Source organism: Minwuia sp. (assembly GCF_048007105.1).
Lineage (GTDB): Bacteria > Pseudomonadota > Alphaproteobacteria > Minwuiales > Minwuiaceae > Minwuia.
Genome location: NZ_CP180352.1, coordinates 1,234,202 through 1,246,911 on the forward strand (window position 1 = coordinate 1,234,202; position 12,710 = coordinate 1,246,911).

Below are 12,710 nucleotides of genomic sequence, written 5' to 3' on the forward strand. Positions count from 1 at the left end.
CCCATGATGTCCCTTGGCGTGGATCATAGGACAGCCGGGCTTCGGCGAAAATCCCCGCTTCGCGACTGTGGATTTCGTCAAACGCTGGCCCAATCAATGTTTTCGCGCCTATACTTGTTTCCATAGAGGGGTTGCATCGGTTTCAGAGGGGATACGCGATGCACGAAGGGATCTGGACGACCATACTTGGGCTGTTCGGGCTGATGACCATTGCGGTCCTCATCCTGCCATTGTCCAAACGCTACAAGTTTCCCTACACCGTGCTGCTGGCAGTGGTCGGCATCGCGCTGGGTCTGCTCGTCGATGCGACGCACAGCGCGCATCTCGGCCCCGTGTCCGACCTGTTCCACAGCTTCGAAAGCTTCGAACTGACGTCGGAAGTGATCATCTTCGTCTTCCTGCCGGCGCTGGTGTTCGAAAGCAGCCTGTCGATCGATGTCCGCAAATTGATTGCCGACATAAGACCGATCCTGTTCCTCGCCGTCATCGGACTGCTGATATCCGCCTTCATGGTGGGCGGCGCCGTCTATGCCGTCAGCGGCATGGGCTTCGTCGTCTGTCTGCTGCTCGGCGCGATCCTGTCTGCGACCGACCCCGTCGCCGTCGTCGCCATCTTCAAGGATCTCGGCGCGCCGAAGCGGCTGGCGATCCTGGTCGAGGGCGAGAGTCTGTTCAACGACGCCACCGCCATCGTGCTGTTCAACATCCTGGTGGCGATGATCCTGGGTTCGGCGGATGCGGACCTGTTCGGCGGCGTCTGGAATTTCCTCAAGGTCTTCGTCGGCGGCATCATCGTCGGCTACCTGCTCGCGCGGGTCTTCGCCTGGATCATCGGCCATGTCGGCGGCATCGCCCTGGTCGAGGTGACGCTGACCATCTCGCTGGCCTATCTCTCCTTCCTGATCGCCGAGCATTACCTGCACGTTTCCGGCGTCATGGCGGTGGTGACCGCGGCGCTGGTGATGGGGTCGCTGGGCCGCACCAGCATGTCCGGCGGCGGCTGGCACCTGCTCTCCGAGACCTGGGAGAATCTGGGCTTCTGGGCAAACTCGCTGATCTTTGTGCTGGTGGGCATGGCGGTGCCGGAGATCCTGTCGGTCTTCTCCGGCGGCATGTGGCTGACCCTCGTGGTGCTGATCGTCGTCGCCTTCTTCGCCCGCGGCCTGCTGACCTTCGCCGTGCTGCCCATGCTGTCCCGCGCCCATGTGGCCGCCGATGTCAGTCTCGGCTTCCGCACCGTGATGTGGTGGGGCGGCCTCAGGGGCGCCGTCTCGCTGGCGCTGGCGCTGGCCGTCTTCGAGAACGACGCCTTCCCCGAGGACGTCCGCAACTTCATCGCCGCGCTGGTCTGTGCCTTCGTGCTGTTCACCCTCTTCATCAACGCCACCACGGTCGGCGCCGTGATGAAGGCGTTCGGCCTCGACAAGCTGTCGCCGGCCGACCTCGCCATCCGAAACCGCACCATCGCCCGGGCGCTGGAGGACATCGGCTCATCGGTTCACCGGGTCGCCGAGGACCGCAAGATCCCCGCCGATGTCGCAACCCGCGTCGCCGATGCCTATGCCCGACGCGTCGAAGCCATCGAGGCGGCGGAGGGCGAGAGCGCCCCGCTGTCGGACAAGGACTGGCTGAAGATCGGCCTTATGGCCACCGTCGGCCAGGAGCGTCAGGGCTATTTCAACCAGTATTCGCGCGGCTATGTGGCCAGCGCCATCGCCCGTGAACTGGTCGCCCACACCGACGAACTGATGGACGCGACCAAGGCCGGGGGCGTCGACGGATACGGTCGTGGCTGCGAGAAGATTCTCGGCTTCAACTGGCGTTTCCGCACCTCGATGTGGGTCCAGCGGCGCTTCGGTATCGCCGGACCGGTCGGCAAGCGGCTGGCCAACCGGATGGAGCGGCTGCGCACCACGCAGGCCGTGCTGAGCGAGGTCCGCAAGTCCGGCGTGGACGATATCCGCTCCCTCGTCGGCGACGCGGCGGCGGACGAGCTCTGCCTCATTCTCGACGAGCGGATCGAGCGGACCATGTCGGCGCTGATGGCGCTCAGGGCGCAGTATCCGGAATACGCGGCCGAGTTGCAGGAACGCTATCTGTTCCAGGTGGCGCTGCGGCAGGAACGCACCGACTACGCCCGTCTGCACGACGAGGCCATCATCGGCGCCGAGATCTACGCCAACCTGCAGAACGAGCTGGAAGACCGCGAGGACGAGCTGGGCAAGCGGCCGGAACTGGATCTCGGCCTCGATCCGGAGACGCTGGTCGGCCGGGTGCCCATGTTCAAGGACCTCAGTCAGGAACGCATCCGCGCCATCACCCGGTTGCTGAAGCCGCAGCTTGCGCTGCCTGGCGAGGCAATCTGCACCAAGGGCGAGGCCGGCAACTCGATGTATTTCGTATCTTCGGGCGCCATCGCCGTCCAGGTGCAGCCGCATCCGGTGATGCTGGGCTCGGGCGACTTCTTCGGCGAGATCGCCCTGCTCAAGGACGCGCCGCGTACCGCCGACGTGGTGGCGGAGACCTTCTCCGACTTGCTGATCCTGGAGCGGCGGGACTTCCAGAAGCTGCTGGACGACAATCCGGATCTGCGCAGCACCATCGAGAAGGTCGCCGAGGAACGGCTCAAGGGGTAGGGCGCTGTCCCCAGGGTCGTCATGCCGGACCTGATCCGGCATCCGGTCAGACTATCGGGCTTGCGGCGAAGCCGCTCCGGATCCCGGCTCAAGGCCGGGATGACGCAGCAAACTATCCCGGTTCGCCCCGCAACCGCTCGTTCTCCGCCTCCAGTTCGGCGACGCGCAGCAGCAGCTTCTGGTTCACCATCTGCAACATCTCCTCGTCGTGGCGCGGGGTGATGTGCTGCGGGCAGTTGACGTCCCAGGCCTTCACCTCGAACACCAGCGCGCGCTCGACCCTGCCCGGGTAGTCGGGGTCGGCGAGCCGCTTCTCCAGGATTTCGTCGCCCTCGACGAAGCGCGCCTCGCCCCAGATCTTGATGCGCCGCTTGTTGGCATAGTCCATCAGGAAGATGAAGGCCTTCGGGTTGTCGGCCAGATTGCCCAGAGAGATGTATTGGCGGTTGCCGGCGAAGTCGGCGATGCCGAGCGTCGTCGGTCCCAGCACCTTCAGGAACCCCCGCTTGCCGCCGCGGTGCTGGATGTAGGGCTGGCCGTCGGCGTTGGCGGTGCCGAGATAGAAGCTGTCGCGTTCGGCGATGAAGGCGGCGAGATCGGCGTCGATCTCGACGCGCCAGCCGCCCTTCTCCTCCATGCGGGCATAGTTGCGGCGGGAGCCGCGCTCTTCCTGGGCCTTCTTCACCGTCGGCGTGAAGGCGATATCGCTGTTCGGCGCGTTCATGGCGGTCTCCGTCGTCGCGTTCCCGACGGAACTAGGGCGGCGGCGCTGTCAATCGAACTTCAAATCGCCGTCATCCAGCGGTGCGAAGTAGGCATCGACATCCGCCTCGGAGACCTGCTCCAGCGACGGCGGCTGCCATTTCGGGGCCTGATCCTTGTCGATCACGGTGGCCCTTGTGCCTTCATAGAAGTCGTGTCCGGCGATGATGCGGTTCACCATCCGCCATTCCATCTGCATGCAGCCATGGAAGTCGCGCTTGGCGCCCTCGCGGACCTGACGCAGCGCGATCTTGCTGGAGGTCGGCGACTTGGCGCGGATGATCGAGGCCTGCTTCGCCGCCCATTCGCCGCCGTCGTCGTCTAGCGCGGCGAGGATCGCCTCGACCGAATCGCCTGAGAACAGCCTGTCGATGCCGGTCTGCATCTGCGCCAGCGGCGCCTCGCCCGGATCGGCCGCGAACGTAGCGATCACGGCGCTTGCCCGCTCGAAATCGGTCAGATCAGCGTCTTTCAGCGCCGTTTCCAGCTCGATCAGCCGGTCCGACGGCACATGCCAATCCGCGACACCGGCATGGACGCAGTCCGCCGCCTTCAGCCGCGCGCCGGTCAGGGCCAGATATTCGCCAACCCGGCCCGGACAGCGCGACAGGAAGAAGGAGCCGCCGACATCCGGGAACAGCCCGATGCCCGTCTCCGGCATGGCGAACATCACCCGTTCGGTCGCGATCCGGTGGCTGCCGGGGATCGAGACGCCGCAGCCGCCGCCCATGACGATGCCGTCCAGGAAGCTGACATAAGGCTTCGGGAAGTAGTGGATCAGCGCGTTGGTGATGTATTCGTCGTGGTAGAAATCGTAGGGATAGCGGCCGCCGGCCCGGCCCTCGTCATAGAGCTTGCGGATGTCACCGCCGGCGCAGAAGGCCTTCTCGCCCGCGCCCTTCACCAGCACGGCCTTGATGCCCCCATCGGTGGCCCAGTCGCGAAGCTGTTTGTCCAGGGCCACGCACATCTCGTGGGTCAGTGCGTTCAGCGCCTTCGGCCGGTTCAGCAATACGGTGCCCAGGCCGCCCTCGCGGCCGAAGACGATCTCGTCGTCGGTATCGGTCATGAAACTCCGCCGTTCAGTTCTGTTCGGTCGTCCAGGGCGAGCGCCCCGCTGCGATGGCCGCCCGGATATCCGGGCCGTGCTGGTCCAGCGACGGCGCCGGGCGCGGCGCGGTCTTGGTCACCCCGGTCAGCCACATGGGGCTGTCGATCATCTCCGGCAACGCCTCGCCGGGCATGATCGCGCCGCTGGCCCGGGCCTGCGCATCGGCGACCGCATCGAAGGTGTCGTAGACAGGTCCCGCCTGCAGTTCGACCCGGTCGAAGATCACCTTCCAGTCGGCCCAGTCCTTCTCCGCGAAGATGGGATCCAGCAGGGCCACCAGTTCGCGGGCGTGGTCGCGCCGCTTCTCCATGGTCTCGAAATTCGGGTCGTGCAGCAGGTGCGGGCGGTCGATGGCCGCCACCAGCCGCCGCCAGTCCCGGTCCGGCTGCAGCGCCGAGAAGATGAACCAGCGCTGGTCGCGGCTGCGGTAGAGGTTCACCAGCGCCGACCACGGCGCCTCGCGCGGTTTGCGGACAGGTGGTTCGCCGCGGGCCAACGCCGCCTGGGCCAGACAGGCGTTCGACCAGAGCCCGTTGGCGATCAGCGAGGTATGCACCTCCCGGCCATGCCCGGTCTTCACCCGTTCGAACAGGGCCAGCATGATCGCGCCGAACAGCGCGATGCCGGTCGGGTGGTCGCCCTGTCCGGCCACGGATCCGGCCGGCGGGCCGTCCATGTCGTTGCGGACCAGATGCATCAGGCCCGACCTGGCCCAGTAGGTCGACAGGTCGTAGCCGCGGTTGTCGGCCTCCGGCCCGGTCTCCCCGAAGCCGGTCAGCGACGCATAGATCAGACGCGGGTTCAGCGGCGCCAGGTCCTCGTATTCCAGTCCGAGCTTGCGGCGGACCGGATGCGGGTGGTTGGTGATGAAGATGTCGGCCTCGGCGATCACCGCCCGCATCACCGCCATCTCGTCCGGGTCCGACAGGTCCAGCCGCAGGCTGCGCTTGTTGCGGTTGTCGAGATGCCAGAGATATTCGGTGTCGGCCTCCGGGATGCCGGGCATCTGCTGCAGCCCGCGATAGGCGTCGCCCGTCGGTGGCTCCACCTTGATCACGTTGGCGCCGAAATCGCTCATCACCGTCGCCGCGCTGGGCCCCGCGATATAGGTGGCGGCGTCGATCACGCGAATGCCCTGAAGGACGCTCATTGTCAGTGCCTCCGCGATCCTGTCCCGGATGTCATGCCCGCTTCATGCGGGCATCCGGTCGCATCCTGAGAACTCGCGGCGAAGCCGCACCGGACCCCCGCACAGGGCGGGGGTGACAGGCTGGGAGATCCATGCGGTCATGGGTCAGCCGGCCTCGTCGAGCCACTTGTTGAAGGCCGGCTTGCGCTTTTCCTTGAACGAGGCGATGCCTTCCCGCGAATCCGGATGGTGATCGGACACGGCGGTCTTGCCGGCGATGTCGTCCAGCGCCTGCAGCCAGTTCATCTCCGCGGCATTGTAGACCGACCGCTTCAGCAGCCGCATGGCGACCTGCGGACCTTCGGCCATCTCGCGGGCCAGAGCCTCGGTGGCGTCCATCAGCGCGTCGGGGGCGACAACCTCGCCAACCAGTCCCAGTTCCTGGGCCTCGGCCGCCGGGACGATCTTCTTCCGCATCAGGAAGTCCATGGTCTTGGCCAGACCCATGTGCTGGACCAGCAGATACTGTCCGCCCTCGTCCGGCAGCAGCGCAAAGCGCAGCGTGCCGCTGCCCAGCCGGGCCTCGGTCGAGGCGATGCGGAAGTCGCAGCTCAGCGCCAGCGAGAACCCGGTCTGGATGCAGACGCCGTTGATCGCGGCGATGGTGATCTTGTCCATCTCCCGGATGCGCGTGTTGAGCGCCTGGGAGACCGTGCGCAGCGCCGAATAGGTGCCGATGCCGGTGTCGTGGCCGCCGGGAATGAGCTTCACCTGGTTGTCGTCGCTCTCCCGGTCGAGCCGGGCGTAGCCCTTCAGATTGTCGCCGGCGGAGAAGCTGTCGCCGGAGCCGGTGAAGACGATCACCCGGACGGCGTTGTCCATCTGGGCCTCGGTCAGCGTCTCGATCAGGTCGCGTTTGACGACCGCTGTCATCCCGTTCTTCTGTTCCGGGCGGTTGAACCGGATCCAGAGAATCCCGGGATCGCTGATCCAGGTCTCGTAGCCCTTGAATGTGCCGGTGCGCATGACAGTTCCCTCCCCGAAACCACATGTTCCTGATAGCTTCGGGCGAATCTAGAGCATTCGGGGCCGCGACGCATCGGCGAACACCCGATGGGCCATATGCAGCGGAGCAGCCACGTGAACATCCTGGCCAGCCGACCGAGCCTGATCCTGTTCCGCGTCTTCATCACGGTCTGCGGCCTGATCGCCGTCTATTCGGGCATCGACATCGGCTTCGGCGGCCTGGCGTCGCTGGGCATGCAAACCGGCGGCGAGTTCTTCGCCATCACCGATGCGGACAGGTTCTCGCAGCAGGACAATCACATCCGCTTCGTCGGCGGCGTCTGGCTCGGGCTGGGGTTCGTGATCCTGTTGTGCGCCGCCCGGCCGGGGCCGATGAAGAAGACCCTCTACGCCATCATCTTCGCCGTCTGGGTCGGCGGCATCGCGCGGCTGAGCATCGGCGACATGGACGTCATCACCGGGCCCGACGCCATCGGTTCGGTACTGCTGGAAGTGGTCGGGATGCCGCTCGTCGCCCTGTGGCTGAGCCGGCTGCGGCTCGACTGAACGTCAGTCCTCGTCAGGGTTGCGCAGCAGGACCTCGCGCTTGCCGACATGGTCGGCGGCCGAGACCATGCCTTCTTCTTCCATCTGCTCGATGATACGGGCGGCGCGGTTATAGCCGATCTTCAGCTGGCGCTGCACAAAGCTGGTCGAGGCCTTGCCCGACCGCGCCACGACCTCGACCGCCTGGTCGAACATCGGATCGTCTGATGAATTGCCGCCGCCCTCCATGCCGAAGCCGCCATCGCCTTCGCCCTCGGGCTCACGGGTGATGTCGTCCAGGTATTCCGGCTTGCCGGTCTTTGCGATCCACTTCGTGATCTTCTCGACATCGCCGTCGGAGACGAATGGGCCATGCACGCGGCCGACGCGGCTGCCGTTCGGCATGAACAGCATGTCGCCCTGTCCAAGCAGCTGCTCGGCGCCCTGCTCGCCCAGGATGGTGCGGCTGTCGATCTTGGAGGTGACCGAGAAGCTGATCCGGGTCGGGAAGTTGGCCTTGATGGTGCCGGTGATGACGTCGACCGAGGGCCGCTGCGTCGCCATGATCAGGTGAATGCCGGCGGCGCGGGCCATCTGCGCCAGCCGCTGGATCGCGCCCTCGATCTCCTTGCCGGCGACCAGCATCAGGTCGGCCATCTCGTCGACGATGATGACGATCTGCGGCATCGGGCTGGTGTCCAGCGGCACGTCCTCGAAGGTCGCCTCGTCGGTCTCGGGATCGAAGCCGGTCTGCACCCGCTTGGACAGCTCCTCGCCGTTCTTCGCCGCTTCGGCGACGCGCTGGTTGAAGGCCGCGATGTTGCGGACGTTCAGGTCCGACATCTTGCGATAGCGCGCTTCCATCTCCTTCACCGCCCATTTCAGCGCGACGACGGCCTTCTTCGGGTCGGTGACGACCGGGGTCAGCAGATGCGGAATGCCTTCGTAGACCGACAGTTCCAGCATCTTCGGGTCGATCATGATCATGCGGCACTGGTCCGGGGTCAGCCGGTAGAGCAGCGACAGGATCATGGTGTTGATGCCGACCGACTTGCCCGAGCCGGTGGTCCCCGCGATCAGCAGGTGGGGCATCTTGGCGAGATCCGCGAAGACCGGATCGCCGCCGATATCCTTGCCCAGCGCCAGGGTCAGCGTGCCCTTGTGCGATTCGAACTCGGCCGAAGCCAGCATCTCGCGCAGGAAGACGATCTCGCGGGTGTTGTTCGGCAATTCGATGCCGAGCGCGTCGCGGCCCGGCACCACGGCGACGCGGGCCGAGATCGCGCTCATCGAGCGGGCGATGTCGTCGGCGAGGCCGATCACGCGGGAGGACTTCGTGCCCGGCGCGGGCTTGAGTTCGTAGAGGGTCACGACCGGGCCAGGGCGGACATCGGTGATCTCGCCCTTCACGCCGAAATCGTCAAGCACGCTTTCCAGCATCCGGGCGTTCTGTTCCAGGGCCTCGGCGCTGGCCCGTTCGGGGTAGTCGTCGGCAGTGGGTTCGTAGAGCAGTGAGAGCGGCGGCAGCTGCGGCTCTTCCTTCTCCGCGTCGGGCTGCAGGGCCAGTTCCGGCTGGCGTTCCTTCTCGGCCCGGACACCGGGCTTCGGCTTCGCGGCCTTCGCCTTCACCCGCTTCTCGGCGCGGGTCTGCTTCGGCTTCTGCGGTTTCGACCGCGGTTCGGCCTTCGCCGTGCCGTCGGTCTCCGCGGCATCGTCGTCGTCATCCTCGGCGGACGGGCGGCGGAAAAAGACGGTCACCGGCAGCGCCATCCAGCCCGGCGGTACCGCCGAGGCCCAGGCCAGCATGATCAGGCCCGACAGAACCAGCAGGGCGCCGGCCACGGGCGCGATCCAGGCGATGCCTTCCGGCGCGAGACCCGCCATCAGCGATCCGGCTGAACCGAGCACGCCGCCGAACTGGGTCGCCCCGAAGCCGGCCATGTCCGAGGCCGCGCCGAGCCCGAAGGCGGCAACGCCCGTTCCGGCCAGAGCGAAGACGGCGCGGCGGCGCGGCCGAGCGGCCGGACGGTGCGCCGCGACACGGATGCCGAGGCAGAACGGCACGACGAACAGCAGCAGCGTCACCGGCCCGGCGGCCTGCAGCATCAGGTCGGCGAAGATGGCGCCGGGTGCGCCGAGCCAGTTGGCGACGGCGCCATCTGTGGCGCGGTTCCAGCTGGGATCGGCGGCGTCGTGGCTGGCGATGGCCAGCAGCGCCGCGAGCGACAGGGCAGCGATCAACAGCCCGCCCGTCTCCACCGCGCGGCGGCGCAGGAAGCGTTTCAGCTCCGGCGGGGCGAAAGAGATCGAACGGCCTGCATCCGTGCTCGACATGTACCTACTCCATCAGTGCCGCGATCGCGGTCAGCGCCTTCCGCACCGTCGCCTCGTCATGGACCAGCGCCACGCGGACAAAGGGCTGGCCGGGATTGCCGGCGGCCTCGTCGCGGGCGAGGTAGCCGCCCGGCAGCACGCGGACGCCCGAGGCTTCCCAGAGCTTCTTTGCGAAGGCCTCGCCGTCGCCGACGTCGAGCCAGAGAAAGAATCCGCCGGCGGGCCGGAAATAGCCGCGCCTGTTGCCCAGCGTCTCGTCGGCGATATCGAACAGCCGCCTGTAATGCGCCCGGATCCCCTCGACATGCGCCTCGTCCCGCCAGAGGGCGGTCGATGCGGCCGCGACAGGGTTGGGCAGCGGCGCGCCGCCGAAGCTGCGGAGCTTGCCGAAGCGCGCCACCAGGTCCCGGTCGCCGGCCATGAAGCCCGAACGCAGGCCCGGCGCGCTGGACCGCTTGGACAGGGAATGGAAGACGACCAGATTGGCGAACCGTTCCGGTGTGGCCGCCGCAATCTGCAGCCCGCCCGGCGGAGGCGTCTCGTCGTAGATCTCGGCGTAGCACTCATCGAGGGCGAGGACGATGTTGTTGGCCCGCGCGATTTCCAGCGCCTTCTCGAGATAGGCCTCGTCCGCCATCGAGCCCTGCGGATTGGCCGGCGTGCAGACATACATCAGCACCGCGCGGTGCAGCGTCTCCCGGTCCAGCGCCTCCAGATCGGGCAGGAAGCCATTATCGGCGATCGCCGGCATCAGTCCGACCTCGGCGCCGGCCATCACGGCGGCGCCCATATAGCACTGGTAGAAGGGGTTCGGGACCAGCACCAGGGGCCGCGTCGCCGCGCGCACGGCGGGCACCACCAGGTTGGCGATCTGGAACAGCCCCTCGCGGGTGCCGTTCAGCGGCATGATCTCGCTCTCCGGATCCATCGCGGCGTCGCCTGTCAGGCCGTAGCGCCGGTCGAGCCAGTCGGCGATGGCGCCGCGCAGTTCCGGCGTCGAGTTCGCGGGCGGGTATTTGCCCCATCCGGCGGTGTCGGACGCCAGCCCTTCGGTCAGAAGCGTGGGCGGGCCCATCTGCGGTTCGCCCAGCGCGAAATTCAGCATCGGACCGCCGCCTTCGGTCCCGTCGAGCAGGTTCCGGAGTCGCTGGAACGGATAATCCGTCAGTTCGTCGAGGCGTGCATTGGTCATGGCGCGGCGGCGAGCGAATCAGTGCAGAGAAAAAGACTCAGGCAGATTAGTGGGTTGGGAACATTTCCGCAACTTGTCTGTGAAAGGTTGGGCCGGTCCCGATATGTTGCATTGCCGTTGCAACATTCCCCCTGTAGAAGGCGCGCCATGGAAAACATGCCGCGCCGCAACATAGCCATCATCGCCCACGTCGATCACGGCAAGACCACGCTGGTCGACGCCCTGTTCCGCCAGTCCGGAACCGTGAAGGCGCATCAGCAACTCGCCGAACGGGCGATGGACTCCAACGACCTGGAGAAGGAGCGGGGAATCACCATCCTCGCCAAGTGCACCTCGGTCGTCTGGAACGGGACCCGCATCAACATCGTCGACACGCCCGGCCACGCCGATTTCGGCGGCGAGGTGGAGCGCATCCTGTCGATGGTCGACGGCGTCATCCTGCTGGTCGACGCCGCCGAGGGCCCGATGCCGCAGACCAAGTTCGTCACCTCGAAGGCGCTCGGCCTGGGGCTGAAGCCCATCGTCGTGGTCAACAAGATCGACCGCCAGGACGCCCGTCCCGACGAGGTGCACGAGGAGGTCTTCGACCTGTTCGCGGCGCTGGACGCCAATGACGAACAGCTCGATTTCCCGATGCTCTACGCCGTCGGCCGCGACGGCTGGGCGTCGGAGGACCCGAGCGCCGGCGGCGGCGACCTGACGCCGCTGTTCGAGCTGATCCTGCGCCACGTGCCGGAGCCGGCGGGCGATCCGTCGAAGCCGTTCCGCATGCTGGCCAGCCTGCTAGACGCCGACCCGTTCCTGGGCCGAACGCTGACCGGCAAGGTCTATGACGGTACCATCCGTCCGAATTCGACGATCCGCGCCATCGACCGCAACGGCAAGCCGGTCGAGACCATCCGCGTGACCAAGCTGCTCAGCTTCGACGGGCTGGAGCGAAAGCCGGTCGAGGAAGCCCGCGCTGGCGACATCATCGCCATTGCCGGCGTCACGGCGGCGGGCGTCTCCAACACGCTCTGCGATCCGTCGGTCACCGACGCCATTGACGCGCAGCCGGTCGATCCGCCGACGCTGGCGGTCACCTTCGGAATCAACGATTCCCCGCTGGCGGGCCGCGACGGCTCCAAGGTGCAGTCCCGCGTCATCCGCGAGCGGCTGTTGAAGGAAGCCGAGGGCAATGTCGCCATCCGCGTCACCGAGACCGCGGACAAGGACGCCTACGAGGTCGCGGGCCGCGGCGAGCTGCAGCTCGGCGTGCTGATCGAGACCATGCGCCGGGAGGGCTTCGAGCTGTCGATCAGCCGCCCGCGTGTCCTGTTCCGCGAGGACGAGGAAGGCACCCGCGTCGAACCGATCGAGGAGGTCGTGATCGACCTCGACGACGAGTTTTCGGGCGTGGTCGTGGAAAAGATGGCGGCGCGCAAGGGTGAGATGACCGACATGCGCCCCTCCGGCGAAGGCCGTACGCGCATCACCTTCCGCGCACCGTCGCGTGGCCTGATCGGCTATCACGGCGAGTTCCTGACCGACACGCGGGGCACCGGCATCATGAACCGTGTCTTCCACAGCTTCGCGCCGTGGAAGGGGCCGATCCAGGGCCGCCGCAACGGCGTGCTGATCAGCCTGGAGAACGGCAAGGCCGTTCCCTACGCGCTGTGGAACCTCGAGGAGCGCGGGGTGTTGTTCGTGGGACCGGGCGAGGAGCTGTATGACGGCATGGTCATCGGCGAGAACGCCAAGAACAACGATCTGGAAGTGAACCCGCTGAAGGGCAAGAAGCTCACCAATATCCGCGCCGCAGGCAAGGATGACGCGGTGCTGTTGACGCCGCCCCGGAAGATGACGCTGGAACAGGCCATCGCCTATATCGACGATGACGAACTGGTCGAGGTGACGCCGAACCATATCCGGCTGCGCAAGCGCTTCCTGGACCGCCATGAGCGCAAGAAGAACGAGCGCCGCGCGGCATCCTGACCCCTGCCCGGACGCGCAGCC

General features: G+C 66.7%; 9 protein-coding genes. 3 read left to right on the forward strand and 6 right to left on the reverse strand.

Going from position 1 to position 12,710, the window contains the following annotated elements:
* The first annotated feature begins 158 nt into the window (after positions 1–158).
* A complete protein-coding gene (locus tag ACMVY4_RS05850) occupies positions 159–2,636 on the forward strand; it encodes a cation:proton antiporter (RefSeq protein WP_416899240.1) in 2,478 nt (825 codons plus the stop codon).
* Positions 2,637–2,748: 112 nt separating this feature from the next.
* Here ACMVY4_RS05850 and ACMVY4_RS05855 read toward each other — a convergent pair whose 3' ends face one another.
* From ACMVY4_RS05855 to ACMVY4_RS05870, 4 genes are all read right to left on the reverse strand, one after another.
* Positions 2,749–3,360 carry a pyridoxamine 5'-phosphate oxidase family protein gene (locus ACMVY4_RS05855; protein ID WP_416899241.1) on the reverse strand — a complete coding sequence of 204 codons (612 nt, stop codon included), beginning with the start codon at positions 3,358–3,360 and terminating at the stop codon, positions 2,749–2,751.
* A 48-nt stretch (positions 3,361–3,408) separates the two neighbouring features.
* Entirely contained in the window at positions 3,409–4,467 is a 1,059-nt protein-coding gene (locus ACMVY4_RS05860) for an enoyl-CoA hydratase/isomerase family protein (RefSeq protein WP_416899242.1), read from the reverse strand.
* Positions 4,468–4,480: 13 nt separating this feature from the next.
* Positions 4,481–5,659, reverse strand: coding sequence for a CaiB/BaiF CoA transferase family protein (locus ACMVY4_RS05865; protein WP_416899243.1), 1,179 nt, complete (start codon positions 5,657–5,659; stop codon positions 4,481–4,483).
* A 144-nt stretch (positions 5,660–5,803) separates the two neighbouring features.
* Positions 5,804–6,664: an enoyl-CoA hydratase/isomerase family protein gene (locus ACMVY4_RS05870; RefSeq protein WP_416899244.1), complete on the reverse strand. Its 861-nt coding sequence runs from the start codon at positions 6,662–6,664 to the stop codon at positions 5,804–5,806.
* A gap of 87 nt (positions 6,665–6,751) precedes the next feature.
* On the opposite strand from ACMVY4_RS05870, the gene ACMVY4_RS05875 reads away from it, so the two are divergent.
* Complete coding sequence (locus ACMVY4_RS05875) at positions 6,752–7,210, forward strand: DUF4345 domain-containing protein (protein ID WP_416899245.1); 459 nt, start codon at positions 6,752–6,754, stop codon at positions 7,208–7,210.
* Between the two features lie 3 nt (positions 7,211–7,213).
* Here ACMVY4_RS05875 and ACMVY4_RS05880 read toward each other — a convergent pair whose 3' ends face one another.
* Both ACMVY4_RS05880 and ACMVY4_RS05885 read right to left on the reverse strand, forming a co-directional pair.
* On the reverse strand, positions 7,214–9,523 hold the full coding sequence (locus ACMVY4_RS05880; RefSeq protein ID WP_416899246.1) for a DNA translocase FtsK 4TM domain-containing protein: 2,310 nt from the start codon (positions 9,521–9,523) through the stop codon (positions 7,214–7,216).
* Positions 9,524–9,527: 4 nt separating this feature from the next.
* Positions 9,528–10,715: an aminotransferase class I/II-fold pyridoxal phosphate-dependent enzyme gene (locus ACMVY4_RS05885; RefSeq protein ID WP_416899247.1), complete on the reverse strand. Its 1,188-nt coding sequence runs from the start codon at positions 10,713–10,715 to the stop codon at positions 9,528–9,530.
* Positions 10,716–10,871: 156 nt separating this feature from the next.
* Between ACMVY4_RS05885 and typA the strand changes: the two genes are divergently transcribed.
* Positions 10,872–12,689: a translational GTPase TypA gene (typA, locus tag ACMVY4_RS05890; protein WP_416900264.1), complete on the forward strand. Its 1,818-nt coding sequence runs from the start codon at positions 10,872–10,874 to the stop codon at positions 12,687–12,689.
* Positions 12,690–12,710: the final 21 nt, after the last annotated feature.

What these genes read in the sequence shown, in the direction of transcription:
- ACMVY4_RS05875 (WP_416899245.1), top strand. Translation starts at nt 6,752, where the DNA reads ATGGGCCATATGCAGCGGAGCAGCCACGTGAACATCCTGGCCAGCCGA.
- typA (WP_416900264.1), top strand. Translation starts at nt 10,872, where the DNA reads ATGCCGCGCCGCAACATAGCCATCATCGCCCACGTCGATCACGGCAAG.
- ACMVY4_RS05855 (WP_416899241.1), bottom strand. Translation starts at nt 3,360, where the DNA reads ATGAACGCGCCGAACAGCGATATCGCCTTCACGCCGACGGTGAAGAAG.
- ACMVY4_RS05870 (WP_416899244.1), bottom strand. Translation starts at nt 6,664, where the DNA reads ATGCGCACCGGCACATTCAAGGGCTACGAGACCTGGATCAGCGATCCC.
- ACMVY4_RS05860 (WP_416899242.1), bottom strand. Translation starts at nt 4,467, where the DNA reads ATGACCGATACCGACGACGAGATCGTCTTCGGCCGCGAGGGCGGCCTG.
- ACMVY4_RS05880 (WP_416899246.1), bottom strand. Translation starts at nt 9,523, where the DNA reads ATGTCGAGCACGGATGCAGGCCGTTCGATCTCTTTCGCCCCGCCGGAG.
- ACMVY4_RS05850 (WP_416899240.1), top strand. Translation starts at nt 159, where the DNA reads ATGCACGAAGGGATCTGGACGACCATACTTGGGCTGTTCGGGCTGATG.
- ACMVY4_RS05865 (WP_416899243.1), bottom strand. Translation starts at nt 5,659, where the DNA reads ATGAGCGTCCTTCAGGGCATTCGCGTGATCGACGCCGCCACCTATATC.
- ACMVY4_RS05885 (WP_416899247.1), bottom strand. Translation starts at nt 10,715, where the DNA reads ATGACCAATGCACGCCTCGACGAACTGACGGATTATCCGTTCCAGCGA.